We start from the raw sequence: 17,764 nt of genomic DNA on the forward strand, positions 1-17,764 counted from the left end.
ATACCCTCTACGCCTGCCACAAGGCGTTCTACACCCCCTCCAACATGGTGCTCACCGTGGCGGGGAACGTGGAGCCGGAGGAGGTTGTCCGCATTGCGGAGGAGCTCCTGCCCCAGGAGCCCGGCGGCGAGATCCAGCGGGACTACGGCGGGGAGGAGACCGGCCGTGCCGCTTCGGCGGAGAAGGAGCTGACCATGGAGGTGTCCACCCCCATCTTCCAGCTGGGCTTCAAGGCCGATCCGGCCCCGGCGGGGGAGGAGCACCTGCGGGAGCAGCTTATGGGCGAACTGGCCTGTGAGGCCCTGCTGGGCAACTCCAGCCCCCTGTACGCCAAGCTGTACAGCGAGGGCCTGATCAACAAGAATTTTGGCTACGGCTTTGAGCTCTACCCCGGCTGCGCCCTCATGGCCGCCGGCGGCGAGAGCCGGGATCCCAAAGCCGTGCGGGACGCCGTGCTGGCCGAGGGGGAGCGCCTGGCCCGGGAGGGCATCGACGAGGGCCTGTTCCGCCGGCTGAAAAAGGGCGTCTACGGCGCCAAGGTGCGGGGGCTCAACTCCTTTGAGAACGTGTGCATCGAGCTGGCCCAGGCCCATTTCGCCGGGGTGGAGTACCTCACCTTCCCGGAGGTGTTCGACGGCATCTCCAAGGCCGACGTGGAGGACCGCATCCGCCGCTGGGTGACCGGGGAGCGGTGCGGCCTGGCCGTGATCCGGCCGGGGGAGACGGCATGATGGGTACCGTCACCTTCCCCGGCCTGGGGCTGGAGTTCCACCTGAACTCCATTGCCTTCCGCGTGTTCGGCTGGCCCGTCCACTGGTACGGCATCATCATCGCCGCCGGATTTCTGCTGGCGGTGCTGTACTGCTGCCACGTGTCTGGCCGGTTCGGCATCAAGCAGGACGACATCATCGACATGCTCTTCTTCGCCGTGCCCCTGTGCATCATCGGGGCCCGGCTCTACTACATCATCTTCTATCTGGATCTCTACCGCCGGGAGGACGGCTCCCTGGACTTCGGGGCCATGGTGCGCATCTGGGACGGGGGCCTGGCCATTTACGGCGGGGTCATCATGGCGGTGATCGTGCTTTTCGTGTTTTGCAGGGTGCGGAAGATCAAGTTCCTGGCCTTTGCGGATCTGGGCGTGTACGGCATGCTCATCGGCCAGATGATCGGCCGATGGGGCAACTTCGTCAACATCGAGGCCTACGGCGGCCCCACGGACCTGCCCTGGCGCATGGGCATCTACGCCTACGTGGACGGGGCGCGGCAGTACATGGAGGTACACCCCACCTTCCTGTATGAGTCCCTGTGGAACCTGCTGGGCTTTGTGCTCCTGGTGGTGATCGCCAGAAAGTGGCGGAAGTTTGACGGCCAGATGTTTTTGAGCTACTTCGCCTGGTACGGCGTGGGCCGGGGCTTCATCGAGGGCCTGCGCACCGACAGCCTGTACTTCTTCAACACTCCCATCCGGGTATCCCAGGTGTTCGGCTTTGTCACGGCGGCCATCGCCATCGTGCTGCTGATCATCAACCTGGGCTTCCGGAAGCACGATCCGGACGACCTGTGGGTCAACCGGGTAAAGAAAAGCGCCCGCAGGGTGGCCCTGGTCTATGTGGAGGGCGACCCGGCGGGGGCGAAGTGGCTGAAGGAGCAGAGCAGGCGCCTGACCCAGGAGTTCGCCAGGCTGGAGACCTACGCCCTGCCCGCAGGGACTTCCGCGGAGGAACGGGACGAGCTGCTGACCGCCCTGAAAGAGCGGGAGGATCTGAGCGACGTGCTGGTCTACCAGCAGAAACAGCCATAGCCAAAAAGAGGGAGTCCCCCGGCAGAGCCGGGGGACTCCCTCAGTGTGTCGAAAAAGTGGCGGAAGCCACTTTTTCGAGGAAGATGCGCGCAAGATGGACCTCGATTCCTGACGAAAAAGTCGGCCCATCTTGCGCGAGAAGTGTCATTTCCGAGGCACATGTCCCCGGAAATGACGGATTTCAATTTTATTCCGTCATCTGTGGATGACGGAACTCTGCGAGGCGTTCCCTGCGGGGGACTTCCTGCATGTACTTCGCTTTGTCAGCCCACGTAGTTGACGCCGATGCGGTCCTGGGGAATTTCCCGGGGGGCGTAGCCCTCCTCGGACTGTCCCAGAACCAGGCCGCAGCAGGGGACGAAGCCCTCCGGCAGGCCAAGGGCCTTCACCAGCTCGGGGCGGCTGCTCAGGGCCACAACGGCCCCCCAGATGTAACAGCAGCCCACGCCCAGGGCGGTGGCGGCCAGGGACATGGTATGCACCAGAATGGCGGCGTCGGAGTAGGCCGGGTTTGCCATGGCCTCACCGGGGAACCGGGAGGAGGCCACCACCAGGGTCGGGGCCCCGTAGAGGGGGTGAGAGCCGGGCTGGCCCATGAACTCGGCGCAGGCGGCCTCGATCTCGGCCAGCAGCTTGGCATCGGTGATTACCGTCAGGTGGACGTTCTCATACTGCCCCATGGCGGTGGGGGCGGTGTTGGCGGCCTGGAGGATCTCCTGCAGCTCCCCGTCGGAGACGGGAGCACCGGTGTAGCTGCGGATGCACCGGCGGGACTGGAAGAGCTCAAAGGGATTCATGCAAACAACTCCTTCTTGTAATTGGATTGTAGTTTTATTATACTAAAGAAGAAAATGGATGCAAGTACGCAGAAATAACCGACTAAGTATCAAATCTCTGACTATTGGGAGGAATCCAAGATGGAGTACGGCACCTTTCAGGAGTATCAGGCCCGCCTGCGGGTGGAAAATGCTGCCATGACCTGCCCCGTGGGACGCACCCTGCGCCTGTTCCAGGGAAAGTGGGCCATCCGCGTGCTCTTTGAGCTGAGCAAGACGGACACGGTTCGCTTCGGAGCGCTGAAGCAGCGGGTGGAGGGCATCACCAACACCATGCTGACCTCCACGCTGCGGCAGCTGGAGGAGAACGGCCTGGTTCGCCGGGAACAGTTCAACGAGGTGCCGCCCCACGTGGAATACGCCCTCACAGAGGCGGGGCGGGATCTCTACCCCATCTTCATTGAGATCGGCCGGTGGGGGGAGCGGTACCTGCCGGCGCCGGCGGGGCTGGGCACCTGAACGGTTCGTCCCCGTCAGAGATAGCGGCGAACCCGCCCCATATAGCGGGCGTATGCCGCCCCGAAGGTGCGGAGGCACCACCGCTCCTCCGCCCGGATGAGCACGTGGGCGGTGAGCTGAAACACCGCCAGGCAGAGCAGCAGGGGGAGAGACCGGGTGAGCAGGGCGCACCCCAGGAACAGGAGGAAGTAGGAGACATACATGGGATTCCGGGATAGGCGGTAGATACCGGACTGGCAGAATCCCTCCTCTGACGGGGCGGCAAAGGCGGCCACAGACAGCACAAGCAGCAGGAGGCCCGCCGCATACAGGACTCCGCCCGCCCGGAAGCAGGCGGGCGGGGCAGCTTTGACCCGGGAGAGCAGAATGAGAAGCAGAAGGGCCGCGGTGGAGAGCTGATAGAGCCACAGGGCCGCCCGCTCCCACCCCTCTACAGGCGGATAGTGGGCGGCACGCCGCAGGCCGTCCCGACTCAGGGCAGACAGGAGCCCAAAGCGGATGAGAAAAAAGGGAATCAGGAGCAGAGCGGCCACGAGTACACCTCCCATCGGCCGGAATACTGCCCTGATTGTACCACAGAACGGCTGGCACGGGAAGCCGGCAGGGCCAGGAAATGGGCGGGGGATCCGTTTGGATCCCCCGCCCGTTCCTGTTTTGGGGCCCGGGCATGCAGACCCGTGGCATAAACAGGGACAGGCGTTCATAGGATGTGCCAAGCACAGAAGAAGGACGTGAGCAAGATGACGGATGAGCGAGACACGGCCCGGTTCCGCCAGGCGGCGGCCCTGCTGCCGCCCCGGCTGCGGCAGCTGACCGCGGGCCTGGACAGGGAGAGCCGGGGACGGGCGGAGGAGCTGCGCCTGCGGACGGGCCGGCCCATGACCGTGGTATTCCCGGAGGGGGAGCGCCCCCTGTCCGGGGAGCCGGTGACCCAGCGGGAGCTGTACGCCGTATTGGAGACCGCCACCCAGGCCTCCGCCCACGCCGCCCTCGAGCGGGTGCGCAGCGGCTTTTTCACCGTGCAGGGCGGCCACCGCATCGGCATCTGCGGCACCGCCGTGGTGCGGAACGGGGCGGTCATCAATCTGCGGCAGCTCTCCTCCCTGGCCATCCGGGTGGCCCGGGAGGTGCCCGGTACCTCCGCGCCGGTGCTGGACAGGCTGTGGAGCGAGGGGGAATTTCAGAGCACCCTGCTCCTCTCCCCGCCAGGGGGCGGCAAGACCACCCTGCTGCGGGATCTGATCCGCGCCCTCTCCGACGGAGAGGGACATCCCGCCCTGCGGGTTGGTGTGGCGGACGAGCGGGGGGAGCTGGCGGCCATGTACCAGGGGGTGCCCCAGCTGGCCGTGGGCGGGCACACCGACGTGCTGGACGGCTGCCCCAAGGGGGCGGCGCTGCTGATGCTCCTGCGGGGCATGAATCCCCAGGTACTGGCGGCGGACGAGATCACCGCGCCGGAGGACGCGGCCGCCCTGGAGATGGCGGCCAACTGCGGCGTGGCCCTGCTGTGTACGGCCCACGGGCGGGAATTGGAGGACATACAGACCCGGCCCCTGTACCGGAGGCTGCTGGACGGGAAGCTGTTCCGGCGGCTGGTGACCATCCGGCGGGACGGCGGAGAGCGGGCTTACCGGGTGGTGGAGCTGTGCTGAGGCTGATGGGCGCCGCCCTGCTGGTGGGCGGCTGCGGCGCGGTGGGCTTCTCCGCCGCCGGGCGGCTGGCCCGGCGGGTGGGGGTGCTCCGAGCCCTGCTGGGCGCCCTGGAGGGGATGGAGCGGGAGCTGGCCTTCCGCCTCACCCCCATGCCCGAGCTGCTGGAGCGGGCGGCGGAGAGCCCGCCGCCGGCGGGGGAGCTGTTTGCCCGCTGCCGGGCCAGGCTGGACGAGCTGGGGGAGCGGCCCCTCTCCCAGCTGTGGCGGGAGTCGGTGGAGGACACCCCCCTGGGACTGACCGGGCCGGCGCTGCTGGCCCTGGAGGAGCTGGGGGACGTGCTGGGCCGGTATGACGGGGAGGAGCAGCGCGCCGCCCTGGCCCGAACCCGGGCGGAGCTGGGCCGGGCCCTGGAGCAGGCCCGGGAGGAGTCGGAAAAGCAGGGGCGGATGTACCGGGCCCTTGGCCTGACGGTCGGGGCGATGCTGGCCATCCTGCTGCTGTGAGGGGGAGAAACAGATGGATGTGGATTTGATTTTCCGGATTGCGGCCATCGGGATCCTGGTCTCGGTGCTCAACCAGGTGCTCTCCCGCTCCGGGCGGGACGAGCAGGCCACCATGACCACCCTGGCGGGCCTGGTGGTGGTGCTGGTGATGGTGGTGCAGCAGATCAGCGATCTGTTCGATCTGGTCAAGAACCTGTTCGGGCTGTAGGCCATGGAGAGCGTGGTCAGACTGGCGGCCGCCGCCGTGGCCGCCGCCCTGTGCGCGGTGGTGGTCAAGCAGCACGCCAGGGAGGTGGGGGCGGTGCTGGCCCTGGCCGCCGGGGCCCTCCTGCTGGGGGCGGCCCTGGGTGCCATAGAGGAGGTACGCGCCCTGGCGGACGAGCTGGGGGAGCTCATCGGCCTGTCCCCGGCGGTGCTGGCGCCGGTGCTCAAGACGGTGGGCATCGCCATCCTGACCCGCATCGCCGCCGAGCTGTGCCGGGACGCGGGGGAGGGGGGCATCGCTGCGGCGGCGGAGACGGCGGGAGCCGCCGCCGCCGTGCTGGCGGCCCTGCCCCTGCTGCGGGCGGTGCTGAGCACCATAACGGGCCTGCTGTGAGGGAACATAGATCGGAGAGGTACCAATGAGACGAATCATACTTGCATTTCTGGCCGTGCTCCTCCTGCTGCCGGGCGTGGTGACGGCGTCGGCCAGTGGGGGGGACGTGCTCTCCGCCCAGTCGGAGGCCCTGGAGCTGGACGGCCTGGAGGACGCGGCGGGGGACTGGCTGCCCGGTATGGAGCTGGAGGCGGGGCTGAGTCTGGACGAGGGGCTCCGCTCCATCGTGGACACCGGCAGCGGAGAGCTCTTCGGCGTGGTGCGCAAGGCGGTGCGCAGCGGGGTGCTGCTGCTGGCGGTGGTGCTCCTGTGCGGCCTGGCGGAGGGGCTGTACGCCGGGACGGGGACGGGCCGGGCGGTGGACGTGGTGTCCATTGTGGGGGCCCTGGCGGTGGCCGCGGTGGCGGCGGCGGACGCCAACACCCTGATCGGCCTGGGCCGGGAGGCGCTGGACAACATGTCCACCTTCTCCAAGCTCCTGCTGCCCACCGTCACGGCGGCGGCGGCCGCCGCCGGCTCCCCCGGCGGGGCGGTGGCCCGGCAGCTGGCCACCATGCTGTTCTCCGACGTGCTCATCACCCTGATCACCCAGCTGCTGCTCCCCCTGGTGTACGCTTACATCGCCGCCTGCGTGGCCCACGCGGCGGTGGGCAACGAGGGGCTCAAGCGCATCGCGGGCACCCTGAAGTGGCTGGTGACGGCGGTGCTCACCACCGTGCTGGTGGTCTTCGTGGGCTATCTGACGGTGAGCGGGGTGATCGCCGGCACCACCGACGCGGTGACCGTCAAGGCGGCCAAGTTCACCATGTCCAGCCTGGTGCCGGTGGTGGGAGGCATCCTGTCCGACGCGGCGGAGACCGTGCTGGCCGGGGCGGGCATCCTGAAAAACGCGGTGGGGGTGTTCGGCATGCTGGCGGTGCTGGCCATGTGCGTGGTGCCCTTCCTCCAGCTGGGAATCCACTATCTGGCCTACAAGGCCGCCGCCGCCCTCAGCGCCACCGTGTCCGGCGGCCGGGTGGCCGGGCTCATCGACCAGCTGGGCGGGGCCTTCGGCCTGGTGCTGGGCATGACGGGCTCCTGCGCCCTGCTGCTGCTCATCTCCCTGGTGTCCGCCATCACGGCGGTGGTGAGGTGAGGCCATGCTGGAGCTGATTCGCCAATGGCTGCTGGGCATCACCGCCGCCGCCATGCTGGTGGCCCTGGCGGAGGCCCTGTGCCCCGACGGGAACATCCGGGGCATTCTCCGCCTCACCGGCGGGCTGGTGCTGCTGGCGGCGGTGCTCAATCCCCTGCTGAAGCTGGACACCGAAGCGCTGGGCCAGGCCCTCACTCAGTACCGGCTGGATCTGAGCGCCTACAGCACGGAGCTGGAGGAGGAGAACGAAACTTTGATGAAGGACATCATAGAGGAGCAGTCCGCCGCATATATTCAGGACAAGGCGGCCGGGCTGGGCATCGTCTGCCTGGCGGCCGTGGAGGCGGAAGGCGGGGGGGATTGGCCCGTGCCCACCGCCGTCACCATCACCGGGGCGCTGACGGCGGAGCAGCGGGAGGCGCTGACGCGCGCCATTGAGGCCGACTTCGCCATCCCGGCGGAGCGGCAGACGTACGAAAGCGGGGGCGAGGGATGAAAAGCAAGGAGCTGGGGGCGCTGGGGAAGGGCCTGCGCGCCCTGTGGGAGCGGAATAAGTTTGTGCTTCTGGTGATTGCGGCGGGGGCGGCGCTGCTCCTCCTGCCCGCCCTGCCGGGGGGGAGCGGAGCAGCCGGGGAGTCGTCCGCCGCAGCCGGGGAGGAGGCGGACGCCTTCCAGGTGGAGGCGCTGGAGAAGCGGATGGAGGAGGCCCTGTCCCGGATCACCGGGGTGGGGGAGGTGCGGGTGGTGCTCACCCTCCAGAGCAGCCCCAGGCGGATCCTGGCCCAGGACACCCAGAGCACGGTGGAGGCCGACTCCACCGACGCCGCCCTGACCACGGTGGTGCTCTCCGGCGGCGGGACGGAGGAGACCGTCACCCTCCAGCAGATTTCGCCCCAATATCAGGGGGCCCTTGTGGTATGCTCGGGGGGCGGGAACCCGTCCGTCCGGCTCCAGGTGGTGGAGGCGGTATCCGCGCTGACGGGACTCGGCGCGGATCACATATCAGTCTGTGAAGGAAAGTGAGGCAGCTAAGATGAAAGTGTGGAAGCGGAATGCGGTGGTGGCGGCGGTGGTACTCTTTGTGTGCGCGGCGGTCTACCTGAACTGGACGTACCAGAGCGGGGAGACAGCCGACGCGGGCAAGACCCTGGGGGAGGCCGCCCTGGTGAACGGGCAGACGGACGACCCTCTGCTCTCGTCCACGGCCAGCCCGGCTCCAGAGGCGTCCGCCACCCCGGCGCCCTCCGGCGGCGGCTACTTTGACTCGGCCCGGCTCAACCGCCAGCAGGCCAGGGACAGCGCCTTGACCATCCTGGAGGACGCCATGGCCAGCGAAAACGCCGACGAGGCCATGAAGGAGGCCAACGGCCAGGCCATCCAGACCATTGCCGGCTATACCGTCTCCGAGGCCCAGATCGAGAACCTGGTCACCGCCAAGGGGTATGCCGACTGCGTGGCCTTCATCAGCGGCGAGAGCGTCAGCGTGGTGGTCTCCGCCCAGGAGGGCGGCCTCACCGACGCAGATGTGGCCAAGATCACCGAGATCGTTACCGACGAGACCGGCTATGAGGCCAGCCAGGTCAAGATCATCGAGGCTCAGGAATAGGCGGGGGCGGCTCCGGGCCGGCGGCGCCGGAAAAACCAGTTGTAATTTCTCTTTTTTGTGGTACAATGATCCCCAAGAGCACCAGAGCACGAAAGAAAAAAGGAGCGTGACCGGAATGGCTGACGGAAAGGAATATGTCTCCCGTCCTGACGAGCTGGGGAACATCCACATCTCCGAGGAGGTTCTGGCGGCGATTGCCGCTGCCGCCGCCACTGAGGTGGAGGGGGTCGGGAGCCTGGCCGCCAACCTGGGCAGCGACATTGCCGAGCTGCTGGGCGGCAAGAAGAACCTGTCCAAGGGCGTCCACATCACGGTGGAGGAGGAGAGCGTCCGGGTGGATGTCTCTATCCTGATCAAGTACGGCTATACCATCATCGACGTGGCCAAGGAGGTTCAGAACGCGGTATTCAGCGCCATCGAGAATACCAGCGGCCTGACGGTGGAGTGCGTCAATGTCCACGTGCTGGGCGTGACCTTTGACCGGGAGGCAAAGAAGCCCCAGTAAGCCAGCATTTCCAGCACCGGCGTGTGCCGCCAACGGCGCGCGCCGGTGTTTTGCGTGGAAAATACCCAAAGCCCGGGGCGCGCTGCGGCGCACCCCGGGCTTTTTGCCGATGTGTGGAATTTGCTCTTTCCTTTTTATGCAGCTTTGTTGTATAATGTAGCTACCTATGACGATAAGCTGCGGGAACTGTCCCGCCATGGAGGAGACATAATGACCAGAACTGCTGCCCGTGAGATCGCCGTCCACTTCGCCTTTGAGCTGGGCTTTACCGGCCAGACGGCGGAGGAGCTGCTGGCGGAGGCACTGACCAGAAAGACCTTTGCCCAGATCGGGGAGGAGGAGCCTCTCTACGCGGAATTTCCCAATGAACAACAGCGGGAGTATATCACCCGCCTGGTGAAAGGGGTGTATGAGCACGCCCCGGAGCTGGACGAGTATATCTCCAAGTACGCCATCGGCTGGAAGTTCTCCCGCCTCAACCGGGTGGCGGTGGCCATCATGCGGGTGGCCATGTATGAGATCCTGTATATGCAGGACATCCCCAACGCCGCCGCCATCAACGAGGCCGTGGAGATGACCAAGCACTACGAGGAGCCCGAGGTGGTCTCCTTTGTCAACGGCATCCTGGGCTCCTTTGTCCGGGGGGAGTGCGTGCCCGATCCGGTGGGCCCCATCGGCCGCCGGGCCGCGGAGGCCCCGGAGAAGACGGAGGTTCCCGCCGGGGAGCCCGGGGAGGAGCAGGCGTGAGCATGCGCACCCTGGGCATCGACACCAGCAACTACACCACCTCGGCGGCGGTGTTTGACGGCCGGGACGGATACAACGCCGGCCGCCTGCTGGAGGTTCGCCCCGGCGAGCTGGGCCTGCGGCAGAGCGACGCCCTGTTCCAGCACGTGAAGCACCTGCCGGAGCGGTTTGCCGAGCTGCACGCGGCCGGCTGGCTGGACGGCCTGGCCGCCGTGGGGGCCAGCACCCGTCCCCGGGCGGTGGAGGGCTCCTACATGCCCTGCTTCCTGGCGGGGGAGGGCCAGGGCCGCGCCCTGGCCGACGTGCTGGGGGTGCCCTTCTATGCCGCCTCCCACCAGCAGGGGCATGTCGCCGCCGCCGCCTGGTCGGCGGGCCGCATGGAGCTGCTGGACGGCCCCATGCTGGCCTGGCACCTGTCCGGCGGAACCACCGAGCTGCTGTATGTGGAGCCGGAGGGGTGGAACGTCCGGGCGGAGAAAATCGGCGGCACCAGCGATATCTCCGCCGGACAGCTCATTGACCGCACCGGCGTGCTGCTGGGCCTGGATTTCCCGGCGGGGAAGGCCCTGGACGCCCTGGCGGCGGAGAGCGGCCCGGTGTCCGGATTTTCTGTAAAGCTGAACGACCTTACATTCTCCCTCTCCGGCATGGAGAACAAGGTAAAGGCCCTGGCGGAGCAGGGGAAGCCCCCGGCGGAGATTGCCCGGTTTGCCCTGGAGACGGTGGCCTCAGCGGTGCGCCGGGCCACCGACGCGGCTAAGAAACGCTGGCCCGGCCTGCCGGTGCTGTGCTCCGGCGGGGTGGCATCCAACCGGCTGCTGCGCGCGGTCATGGCCGACGCGGCCTTTGCCGAACCCCGCTACTCCACCGACAACGCCATGGGTGCGGCGATCCTGGCCCATCGGGCCCTGGAACGGGAGGGAGAGGCATGAACACCGCGCCCATCTACAGCGTCACCCAGGTCAACCAATATATCAAGGGCCTGCTGGATCGCGACGGAGCTCTGGCCGGCCTTTTTGTGCGGGGGGAGCTCTCCAACTACAAGTGCTACCCCTCCGGCCACCACTACTTCTCTCTCAAGGACGCGGAGGGGGCCATCCGGTGCGTCATGTTCCGCCGGGAGGCCGCCGGCCTCCGGTTCCGGCCGGAGAACGGCATGAAGGTGGTGGCCTTCGGGCGTGTGACCGTGTTTCCCCGGGACGGCCAGTATCAGCTCTACTGCAGCCAGCTCACCCCCGACGGGGTGGGGGAGCTGCACATCGCCTTTGAGCAGCTCAAGGAGAAGCTGTACCGGGAGGGGCTGTTCGACCAGGCCCACAAGAAGCCCATTCCCCGGTTCCCCCAAAGGATTGCCCTCATCACCTCGGCGGCGGGGGCGGCGGTGCGGGACATGCTGCGCATACTGGGGGCCCGCTGGCCCCTGGCTGAGGCGGCGGTGATCCCGGTGCGGGTTCAGGGGGCGGAGGCCCCCGGGGAGCTGTGCGCCGCCATCGCCTGGGCCAACCGGCACAAGGTGGCAGACTTGATTATCACCGGCCGGGGCGGCGGCTCCATGGAGGATCTGTGGGCCTTCAACGACGAGGGGGTGGCCCGGGCCATCTACGCCTCGGAGATTCCGGTGATCTCCGCCGTGGGGCACGAGCCCGACGTGACCATCTCCGACTTTGTGGCCGATCTGCGGGCGGCCACCCCGTCCAATGCGGCGGAGCTGGCGGTGCCGGATCAGAACGAGATCTCCGTCTGGCTGGCCCAGACGGAGGGGCGCATGGCCCAGGCGGTGTCCCGCCGGCTGGAGCGGGCCCGCAAGGAGCTGGAGCAGGCCGGCCGCTGCCGGGCCCTCCGGGAGCCCATGAGCTACGTGGACGACAAGCGGATGCTGCTGGACTACCAGCGGGAGCGGCTGGCCCACGGCCTCACCGGCGCGCTGGGGCGGGAGAAGGAGCATTTCGCCCGGCTGGCGGCCTCCCTGGACGCCCTGAGCCCCCTGAAGGTGCTGGGGCGGGGCTACGCCATCCCGAAGCGGGAGGACGGCACGGTGCTCCGGTCGGCCAGGGCTGCCAGGCCGGGCGACCGGCTGGCCCTCCGCCTGTGTGACGGAGAAATTTCCTGTGAAGTGATCAAACCTGTCAGATAGGGAAAGGATAAGACCAACATGGCGGAAAAGAAAATGACCTTCGAGCAGGCCATGGCCCGGCTGGAGGAGATTGTCAAGCTGCTGGAGCAGGGGGAGGCCCCCCTGGAGGACGCGCTGTCCCTCTTTGAGGAGGGTACCAAGCTGATGAAGAAGTGCTCCGCCCAGCTGGATCGGGCCGAACAGAAGGTGACCAGGCTCCTGGCCGGGCCGGACGGCACCCCGGTGGAGGAGCCCTTCCAGGGGGAGGGCTAGGCCATGGGGAAGCTGGAACGGCTGGACGCCCACCGGGCGCGGATGGAGGCGTGGCTCCGGAACTGCTTCCTGGAGCGGGAGCCCCGGGGAAGCCTGTATGACGCCATGCGGTACAGTCTGCTGGCCGGGGGCAAGCGCCTGCGGCCGGTGCTGACGCTGGAGGCCTGCCGCCTGTGCGGCGGCAATGTGGAGAAGGCCCTTCCCTTTGCCGGTGCGGTGGAGATGGTGCACACCTACTCCCTGATCCACGACGATCTGCCCTGCATGGACGACGACGATCTCCGCAGGGGGCGGCCCACCAACCACAAGGTGTACGGCGAGGCCACGGCGGTGCTGGCCGGGGACGGCCTGCTCACCGCTGCCTTTGAGGCCATGCTGGCGCCGGGACAGGCCCTTCCGCCGGAGCGGATTGTACTGGCCGCCGGCATCCTGGCCCGGGCCGCCGGCGGCGCCGGCATGGTGGGCGGCCAGATCCTGGACATGGCTGGGGAGGAGCGCGCCCTCACCCTGGCCGAGGTGGAGGAGCTCCAGCGGCTCAAGACCGGCGCGCTGATCACGGCGGCCCTGGAGATGGGCTGGGCCGTGGCCGGCGGCACGGAGGAGCAGCGGGAGGCCCTGCGCCGCTATGGGGCCGCGCTGGGCCTGGCCTTCCAGATCCAGGACGACATCCTGGACGTGGTGGGGGACGAGGCCGCCCTGGGCAAGCCCATCGGCTCTGACGCCAGGAGCGGCAAGACCACCTTTGTCACCCTCAAGGGGGTGGACGGGTGCCGGGCGCTGGTGGCCCGGCTGACGGAACAGGCGGCCGAGGCCCTCGCGTCCTTCGGAGGCGAAGGCGCCGAGCTGCGGGCCCTGGCCGAGTCCCTGGCCGACCGGCAGACGTAAGGGGGGAGCGGATATGCGCAATGTAGTGGATTTCCTCACGGGAAATCTGATCCTGAATCTGTCCATCCTGGCCTGGGCCATGGCCCAGATCATCAAATTTGTCATCACGCTGATCACCAAGGGCAAGCTGGACTGGCGCCATATCCTCTCCAGCGGCGGCATGCCCAGCTCCCACTCCGCCTTTGTGTGCGCCTGCGCCGCCGCCATGGGGTATATGTACGGCTGGGCGTCCCCGGTGTTCACCGTGGCGGCGGTGGTGGCCATCGTGGTCATGTACGACGCCTCCAACGTCCGCCGGGCGGCGGGGGAGCAGGCCAAGATCCTCAACTATATTATGGAGCACTGGACGGAGATGAAGCCCGCGCTCTTCGGCAAGGAGCTGAAGGAGTTCCTGGGCCACACGCCGTTTCAGGTGCTGATGGGCGGCCTGCTGGGCATCGGCGTGGGCCTGCTGGGCGCCTGGCTCTGGTCCTGATTCTGGTTCCGGGCCCCGCAGCGGGGCCGGGGGGTGAACAACTCTGAATTTCGATCTCGATCATATGCCCGAACAGCTGGGCGGTCTCAGCGACAGCGAGGCTGCGGAGCTGTGCCGCCGTCTGCGGGTGCGGCTTATCGACACCGTGTCCAGGACTGGGGGGCACCTGGCCTCCAGCCTGGGGGCGGTGGAGCTGATTGTAGCCATCCACCGTGTGTTCGACACGGGGCGGGACAGGCTGGTCTTTGACGTGGGGCACCAGTGTTATGCCCACAAGATCCTCACCGGCCGCAACGCCGCCATGGAGACCCTACGCACCTTTGGGGGGATCGCCGGCTTCCCCAAGCCGGTGGAGAGCCCCAGCGACGCCTTTATCGCCGGCCACGCCTCCAACTCGGTATCGGTGGCCCTTGGTATGGCAAGGGCTAGAACTTTACAGAATGAGAATTATCAGGTGCTGGCCCTGATCGGGGACGGGGCGCTCACCGGCGGCCTGGCCTATGAGGGCCTGTCGGATGCCGGCGACAGCGGTGAGCCGCTGATCGTCATCCTCAACGACAACGGCATGTCCATCACCCGGAGCGTGGGCGGCGTGGCGGAGCATCTGGCCCGCCAGCGGCTCAAGCCCCAGTATCTCCATTTCAAAAAGGGTTACCGAAAGGTGATGAGCGTCCTCCCCCTGGGCGGGCACATCTACAACGTGACCCACAAGGTCAAGACGGCCATCAAGGAGACCCTTCTGCCCTGCAGCCTGTTCGAGGACATGGGCTTTACCTATCTGGGGCCGGTGGACGGCCACGATGTGAAGCGCCTGACCCAGCTGCTCAGCTATGCCAGGGAGCTGAAGGGGCCTGTCCTGCTCCACGTCAGAACTGTAAAGGGGAAAGGCTATACGCCTGCGGAGCGCAACCCGGATCTCTTCCACGGGGTGGGCCGCTTCTGCGTGGAGACCGGGGAGCCGGTACACCCGACCGCCCCGAACTTCTCCGCTGTGTTCGGGCAGGCCCTGTGCGAGCTGGCGGAGAAGGATCCCAAAATCTGCGCCATCACGGCGGCCATGCAGGGGGGCACGGGCCTGAACGGCTTTGCCCAGCGCTTCCCGGAGCGGTTCTTTGACGTGGGCATCGCCGAGGGCCACGCGGCGGCCATGGCGGCCGGCATGGCCAAGCAGGGAATGACGCCGGTGTTTGCGGTGTACTCCACCTTTCTGCAGCGCAGCTATGATATGCTCCTCCACGATGTGGCCCTCCAGGGCCTCCATGTGGTGCTGGCGGTGGATCGGGCCGGCCTGGTGGGGGAGGACGGGGAGACCCACCACGGCCTCTTTGACCCGGCCTTCCTGGACACCATCCCCGGCATGACCGTCCTCTGCCCCGCCAGCTTTGCCGAGCTGCGGGACATGCTGGAATATGCCGTCTATGAGGTGAAGGGCCCGGTGGCCATCCGCTACCCGCGGGGCGGGGAGGGGGCCTATCAGGACGGTGCCCCCCGGCATCCGGCGGTGCTGCTCCGGGAGGGGACGGATCTCACGCTGGCGGGCTGCGGCACACTGGTCAACGAGCTTCTGGACTGCGCCGACCGCCTGGCGGCGGACGGTATCCGGGCCGAGGTTGTGAAGCTGAATACCATTACACCACTTCCCCTGGAGCTGGTGGCCCGGTCTGTAAAAAAGACCGGGCGGCTGCTGGTAGCGGAGGAGAGCGCGGAGATGGGCGGCATCGGCCAGCGCATCGCCGCCGGGCTTCTGGCCGTCGGCGTACCGGTGCAGGGGCTGGCCCTGGCCAGTACGGGCCGGGGCTTTGTGACCCACGGAACCATCCCCCAGCTGCGGCGGCTGTGCGGCCTGGACGGGGAGAGCCTATATCATCGGGCAAGGGAGGTCTGCGGACATGGCAAATCAGAAGAAGCGTCTGGATGTGCTGCTGGTGGAGCGGGGGCTGGCTGACAGCCGCCAGCGGGCCCAGGCCGTGATCATGAGCGGACAGGTCTATGTCCGGGAGCAGAAGGTGGACAAGGCGGGCGCCCAGATCGAGGCGGACGCCCCCATCGAGGTGCGGGGCCAGACCCTGGCCTATGTGAGCCGGGGCGGGCTGAAGCTGGAGAAGGCCCTGAAGACCTTTACCGGCATCGATCTGCGGGGTGCCCGCGCCATTGACGCCGGGGCCTCCACCGGGGGCTTCACCGACTGCATGCTCCAGAACGGGGCAGAGAAGGTATACGCGGTGGACGTGGGCTACGGACAGCTGGCCTGGAGCCTGCGCAGCGATCCCCGGGTGGTGTGCATGGAGCGCACCAACGTGCGCTATCTGACGCCGGAGCAGATCCCGGAGCCCCTGGACTTCGGCACGGTGGACGTGTCCTTCATCTCCCTGAAGCTGATTCTCCCCGCCCTGCATACCCTCCTCAAGCCGGAGGGGCAGCTGGTGTGCCTGGTAAAGCCCCAGTTTGAAGCGGGCCGGGAGAAGGTGGGCAAGAAGGGAGTCGTCCGGGATCCGGCGGTTCACCGGGAGGTGCTGGAGCAGTTCCTGATCAACGCCGCTGAGGCGAATTTTACTGTAAAGGAAATGACCTTTTCGCCCATTCGGGGGCCGGAGGGCAATATCGAATATCTGGGACACCTGACCGTGGGAGCCGGCGCACCCTGGGCCGGCGATGTGGCCGCCCTGGTGGAGGCCTCCCACGGGGCCCTGGAAGGAGCCGGAGCATGAAAGTAGTACTCAGTCCAAACCCCTATCGGGACAGGGGGCTGCGGGCGGCCCAGGCCGCGGAGAAGATCCTGCGCAACGTGGGGGTGGAGACCGCCATGTGCCTGCCCTTTTCTGTGGAGGGAGGTGGCACGGAGCTCCCCAGGCACATCACCCTCAAGAACACCCAGGAGGAGCTGAAAACGGCGGATCTGCTGGTGTGCTTCGGCGGGGACGGCACCATCCTCCATGCCGCCAAGGACGCCAACGCCTTCGGCGTGCCCATCCTGGGGGTCAACCTGGGCAGCGTGGGCTTTATGGCCGAGCTGGAGCAGAGCGAGCTGTCCATGCTCTCCAAGCTGGCGGCGGGGAAGTACACCACCGAGTCCCGCATGATGCTGGACGTGGCGGTGCGCCGGGACGGCAAGGTGATTTTCAGCGATATCGCCCTCAACGACGCGGTTCTGACCAAGGGGGCCGTGGCCCGGGTGCTGGAGCTGGAGGTCTATGCCGACAAGGCGCTCATGATGCGATTTTCCGCCGACGGGGTGATTGTGGCCACCCCCACCGGTTCCACGGCCTACTCCATGTCTGCGGGCGGGCCCATTGTGGAGCCCACGGCGGAGAACATGATCGTCACCCCCATCTGCCCTCACGCCCTGTCGGCCCGCTCTGTCATCCTGGGCCGGGAGCGGTTGGTGTCCCTGAAAATGGGGCGGCTGACCCGCAAGACTGCCTATCTCTCGGTGGACGGAGGCAAGGCGTTCCGCCTCAGCGGGGGGGACACCGTGGAGCTGCGGGTCTCCAAGTCCAAAACCCGGCTGGTGCGGGTGACGGGACGGAGCTTCTATGATATTCTAAGTCAAAAATTGGGAGGAGCGAAGGCATGAAGGCAAAGCGTCAGCAGGAGATCCTGCGCATCATTGAGGAGCAGGACGTGGACACCCAGGATCAGCTCCTGGCGGAGCTGCGGGCCCGAGGGGTTCAGTCCACCCAGGCCACCATTTCCCGGGACATCAAGGAGCTGCACCTGGTGAAGGAGCTCACCGGCTACGGCACCTACCGCTATGCGGTGTCGGAGCGCAAGGCGTCGCTGAACTTTGCCGGCCGCCTGCGCACCATCTTCAAGGAGGGGGTCACCTCCTTCGACCTGGCCCAGAACATCGTGGTGCTCAAGACCATGCCGGGGCTGGCCTCGGCGGCCTGCGCCGCCATCGACGGCATGGACATCAACGGCCTGGTGGGCAGCCTGGCGGGGGATGACACCGCCCTGCTGATCATGCGCACCAATGAGGACGCCCAGGCCTTCTGCAATGAGATCCACACCATGCTGAAATAGTCTAGGGGGGACTTTGTCCCCCCTAGATACGAGCCTGCGTGCCGACATAGCCGGCGACTTGGCTCGATACCCCCCCACCCGCGCACTGCGCGGGTGGCTGCGGCCGCCGCGGCCGCAGGTTATGGTGTGCTGCGCAGGCGCATGTCCTGC

Annotated in this window: 24 protein-coding genes; 22 read left to right on the forward strand and 2 right to left on the reverse strand. The window is 67.3% G+C overall.

From position 1 onward, the window contains the following. Positions 1-731: insulinase family protein (locus QZ378_RS03600; RefSeq protein ID WP_291257334.1), on the forward strand; the 731-nt coding region annotated here is incomplete at its 5' end. Then, on the forward strand, positions 731-1,804 hold the full coding sequence (gene lgt, locus QZ378_RS03605; RefSeq protein ID WP_291257335.1) for a prolipoprotein diacylglyceryl transferase: 1,074 nt from the start codon (positions 731-733) through the stop codon (positions 1,802-1,804). The genes QZ378_RS03600 and lgt, both read left to right, overlap by 1 nt. A 263-nt stretch (positions 1,805-2,067) precedes the next feature. Here lgt and QZ378_RS03610 read toward each other — a convergent pair whose 3' ends face one another. Next, on the reverse strand, positions 2,068-2,601 hold the full coding sequence (locus tag QZ378_RS03610) for a nitroreductase family protein (protein WP_291257336.1): 534 nt from the start codon (positions 2,599-2,601) through the stop codon (positions 2,068-2,070). A gap of 120 nt (positions 2,602-2,721) precedes the next feature. Here QZ378_RS03610 and QZ378_RS03615 point away from each other — a divergent pair, with 120 nt between their 5' ends. Next, positions 2,722-3,099, forward strand: a complete 378-nt coding sequence (locus QZ378_RS03615) for a helix-turn-helix domain-containing protein (protein WP_191378551.1) — start codon at positions 2,722-2,724, stop codon at positions 3,097-3,099. 14 nt (positions 3,100-3,113) lie between these two features. On the opposite strand, the gene QZ378_RS03620 is transcribed toward QZ378_RS03615, so the two are convergent. Continuing rightward, positions 3,114-3,632, reverse strand: a complete 519-nt coding sequence (locus QZ378_RS03620; protein WP_291257337.1) for a methyltransferase — start codon at positions 3,630-3,632, stop codon at positions 3,114-3,116. A gap of 207 nt (positions 3,633-3,839) precedes the next feature. Between QZ378_RS03620 and QZ378_RS03625 the strand changes: the two genes are divergently transcribed. The 19 genes from QZ378_RS03625 (at position 3,840) to QZ378_RS03715 (ending at position 17,614) form a co-directional block, all read left to right on the forward strand. Continuing rightward, a complete protein-coding gene (locus QZ378_RS03625) occupies positions 3,840-4,751 on the forward strand; it encodes a stage III sporulation protein AB (protein ID WP_291257338.1) in 912 nt (303 codons plus the stop codon). After that, positions 4,745-5,254, forward strand: coding sequence for a stage III sporulation protein AB (locus QZ378_RS03630; protein ID WP_291257339.1), 510 nt, complete (start codon positions 4,745-4,747; stop codon positions 5,252-5,254). The genes QZ378_RS03625 and QZ378_RS03630 overlap by 7 nt, the downstream gene beginning before the upstream one ends. 13 nt (positions 5,255-5,267) lie before the next feature. Next, the gene (spoIIIAC, locus tag QZ378_RS03635) at positions 5,268-5,462 is read left to right on the forward strand and encodes a stage III sporulation protein AC (protein ID WP_087241558.1); all 195 of its coding nucleotides are present in this window, start codon (positions 5,268-5,270) and stop codon (positions 5,460-5,462) included. Between the two features lie 3 nt (positions 5,463-5,465). Beyond that, positions 5,466-5,852, forward strand: a complete 387-nt coding sequence (locus tag QZ378_RS03640; protein ID WP_191378547.1) for a SpoIIIAC/SpoIIIAD family protein — start codon at positions 5,466-5,468, stop codon at positions 5,850-5,852. Between the two features lie 25 nt (positions 5,853-5,877). Then, positions 5,878-6,987: a stage III sporulation protein AE gene (locus tag QZ378_RS03645; RefSeq protein ID WP_291257340.1), complete on the forward strand. Its 1,110-nt coding sequence runs from the start codon at positions 5,878-5,880 to the stop codon at positions 6,985-6,987. Positions 6,988-6,991: 4 nt separating this feature from the next. Further along, a complete protein-coding gene (locus tag QZ378_RS03650; protein ID WP_291257341.1) occupies positions 6,992-7,483 on the forward strand; it encodes a stage III sporulation protein AF in 492 nt (163 codons plus the stop codon). Further along, entirely contained in the window at positions 7,480-8,010 is a 531-nt protein-coding gene (locus QZ378_RS03655; protein WP_291257342.1) for a stage III sporulation protein AG, read from the forward strand. The genes QZ378_RS03650 and QZ378_RS03655 overlap by 4 nt, the downstream gene beginning before the upstream one ends. A 10-nt stretch (positions 8,011-8,020) precedes the next feature. Then, positions 8,021-8,593 carry a SpoIIIAH-like family protein gene (locus tag QZ378_RS03660; protein WP_291257343.1) on the forward strand — a complete coding sequence of 191 codons (573 nt, stop codon included), beginning with the start codon at positions 8,021-8,023 and terminating at the stop codon, positions 8,591-8,593. Between the two features lie 115 nt (positions 8,594-8,708). Continuing rightward, positions 8,709-9,098, forward strand: a complete 390-nt coding sequence (locus tag QZ378_RS03665) for an Asp23/Gls24 family envelope stress response protein (RefSeq protein ID WP_087240724.1) — start codon at positions 8,709-8,711, stop codon at positions 9,096-9,098. Positions 9,099-9,308: 210 nt separating this feature from the next. Continuing rightward, on the forward strand, positions 9,309-9,845 hold the full coding sequence (gene nusB, locus QZ378_RS03670; RefSeq protein ID WP_291257344.1) for a transcription antitermination factor NusB: 537 nt from the start codon (positions 9,309-9,311) through the stop codon (positions 9,843-9,845). Between the two features lie 2 nt (positions 9,846-9,847). Further along, positions 9,848-10,777: an FGGY-family carbohydrate kinase gene (locus tag QZ378_RS03675; protein WP_291257364.1), complete on the forward strand. Its 930-nt coding sequence runs from the start codon at positions 9,848-9,850 to the stop codon at positions 10,775-10,777. Continuing rightward, positions 10,774-11,979, forward strand: a complete 1,206-nt coding sequence (xseA, locus tag QZ378_RS03680; RefSeq protein WP_291257345.1) for an exodeoxyribonuclease VII large subunit — start codon at positions 10,774-10,776, stop codon at positions 11,977-11,979. The genes QZ378_RS03675 and xseA overlap by 4 nt, the downstream gene beginning before the upstream one ends. A gap of 18 nt (positions 11,980-11,997) precedes the next feature. Then, positions 11,998-12,231, forward strand: a complete 234-nt coding sequence (gene xseB / locus QZ378_RS03685; RefSeq protein WP_191378542.1) for an exodeoxyribonuclease VII small subunit — start codon at positions 11,998-12,000, stop codon at positions 12,229-12,231. 3 nt (positions 12,232-12,234) lie between these two features. Next, positions 12,235-13,116, forward strand: a complete 882-nt coding sequence (locus tag QZ378_RS03690; RefSeq protein ID WP_291257346.1) for a polyprenyl synthetase family protein — start codon at positions 12,235-12,237, stop codon at positions 13,114-13,116. A gap of 13 nt (positions 13,117-13,129) precedes the next feature. After that, positions 13,130-13,591 carry a divergent PAP2 family protein gene (locus QZ378_RS03695; protein WP_087240714.1) on the forward strand — a complete coding sequence of 154 codons (462 nt, stop codon included), beginning with the start codon at positions 13,130-13,132 and terminating at the stop codon, positions 13,589-13,591. A gap of 64 nt (positions 13,592-13,655) precedes the next feature. Beyond that, positions 13,656-15,536, forward strand: coding sequence for a 1-deoxy-D-xylulose-5-phosphate synthase (gene dxs / locus QZ378_RS03700; RefSeq protein ID WP_291257347.1), 1,881 nt, complete (start codon positions 13,656-13,658; stop codon positions 15,534-15,536). Beyond that, a complete protein-coding gene (locus QZ378_RS03705) occupies positions 15,481-16,299 on the forward strand; it encodes a TlyA family RNA methyltransferase (protein ID WP_291257348.1) in 819 nt (272 codons plus the stop codon). The genes dxs and QZ378_RS03705 overlap by 56 nt, the downstream gene beginning before the upstream one ends. Then, a complete protein-coding gene (locus QZ378_RS03710) occupies positions 16,296-17,165 on the forward strand; it encodes an NAD(+)/NADH kinase (RefSeq protein ID WP_291257349.1) in 870 nt (289 codons plus the stop codon). Before QZ378_RS03705 ends, QZ378_RS03710 begins: the two co-directional genes overlap by 4 nt. Continuing rightward, a complete protein-coding gene (locus QZ378_RS03715) occupies positions 17,162-17,614 on the forward strand; it encodes an arginine repressor (RefSeq protein WP_087240707.1) in 453 nt (150 codons plus the stop codon). The genes QZ378_RS03710 and QZ378_RS03715 overlap by 4 nt, the downstream gene beginning before the upstream one ends. The last annotated feature ends 150 nt before the right edge of the window (positions 17,615-17,764 follow it).

Origin of the sequence: Flavonifractor sp. (assembly GCF_019422385.1) — a bacterium.
In the GTDB taxonomy this organism is placed as follows: Bacteria; Bacillota; Clostridia; order Oscillospirales; family Oscillospiraceae; genus Flavonifractor; species Flavonifractor avistercoris.

What these genes read in the sequence shown, in the direction of transcription:
- lgt (WP_291257335.1), top strand. Translation starts at nt 731, where the DNA reads ATGGGTACCGTCACCTTCCCCGGCCTGGGGCTGGAGTTCCACCTGAAC.
- QZ378_RS03610 (WP_291257336.1), bottom strand. Translation starts at nt 2,601, where the DNA reads ATGAATCCCTTTGAGCTCTTCCAGTCCCGCCGGTGCATCCGCAGCTAC.
- QZ378_RS03615 (WP_191378551.1), top strand. Translation starts at nt 2,722, where the DNA reads ATGGAGTACGGCACCTTTCAGGAGTATCAGGCCCGCCTGCGGGTGGAA.
- QZ378_RS03625 (WP_291257338.1), top strand. Translation starts at nt 3,840, where the DNA reads ATGACGGATGAGCGAGACACGGCCCGGTTCCGCCAGGCGGCGGCCCTG.
- spoIIIAC (WP_087241558.1), top strand. Translation starts at nt 5,268, where the DNA reads ATGGATGTGGATTTGATTTTCCGGATTGCGGCCATCGGGATCCTGGTC.
- QZ378_RS03640 (WP_191378547.1), top strand. Translation starts at nt 5,466, where the DNA reads ATGGAGAGCGTGGTCAGACTGGCGGCCGCCGCCGTGGCCGCCGCCCTG.
- QZ378_RS03645 (WP_291257340.1), top strand. Translation starts at nt 5,878, where the DNA reads ATGAGACGAATCATACTTGCATTTCTGGCCGTGCTCCTCCTGCTGCCG.
- QZ378_RS03650 (WP_291257341.1), top strand. Translation starts at nt 6,992, where the DNA reads ATGCTGGAGCTGATTCGCCAATGGCTGCTGGGCATCACCGCCGCCGCC.
- QZ378_RS03655 (WP_291257342.1), top strand. Translation starts at nt 7,480, where the DNA reads ATGAAAAGCAAGGAGCTGGGGGCGCTGGGGAAGGGCCTGCGCGCCCTG.
- QZ378_RS03660 (WP_291257343.1), top strand. Translation starts at nt 8,021, where the DNA reads ATGAAAGTGTGGAAGCGGAATGCGGTGGTGGCGGCGGTGGTACTCTTT.
- QZ378_RS03665 (WP_087240724.1), top strand. Translation starts at nt 8,709, where the DNA reads ATGGCTGACGGAAAGGAATATGTCTCCCGTCCTGACGAGCTGGGGAAC.
- nusB (WP_291257344.1), top strand. Translation starts at nt 9,309, where the DNA reads ATGACCAGAACTGCTGCCCGTGAGATCGCCGTCCACTTCGCCTTTGAG.
- QZ378_RS03675 (WP_291257364.1), top strand. Translation starts at nt 9,848, where the DNA reads ATGCGCACCCTGGGCATCGACACCAGCAACTACACCACCTCGGCGGCG.
- xseA (WP_291257345.1), top strand. Translation starts at nt 10,774, where the DNA reads ATGAACACCGCGCCCATCTACAGCGTCACCCAGGTCAACCAATATATC.
- xseB (WP_191378542.1), top strand. Translation starts at nt 11,998, where the DNA reads ATGGCGGAAAAGAAAATGACCTTCGAGCAGGCCATGGCCCGGCTGGAG.
- QZ378_RS03690 (WP_291257346.1), top strand. Translation starts at nt 12,235, where the DNA reads ATGGGGAAGCTGGAACGGCTGGACGCCCACCGGGCGCGGATGGAGGCG.
- QZ378_RS03695 (WP_087240714.1), top strand. Translation starts at nt 13,130, where the DNA reads ATGCGCAATGTAGTGGATTTCCTCACGGGAAATCTGATCCTGAATCTG.
- dxs (WP_291257347.1), top strand. Translation starts at nt 13,656, where the DNA reads ATGCCCGAACAGCTGGGCGGTCTCAGCGACAGCGAGGCTGCGGAGCTG.
- QZ378_RS03705 (WP_291257348.1), top strand. Translation starts at nt 15,481, where the DNA reads ATGGCAAATCAGAAGAAGCGTCTGGATGTGCTGCTGGTGGAGCGGGGG.
- QZ378_RS03710 (WP_291257349.1), top strand. Translation starts at nt 16,296, where the DNA reads ATGAAAGTAGTACTCAGTCCAAACCCCTATCGGGACAGGGGGCTGCGG.
- QZ378_RS03715 (WP_087240707.1), top strand. Translation starts at nt 17,162, where the DNA reads ATGAAGGCAAAGCGTCAGCAGGAGATCCTGCGCATCATTGAGGAGCAG.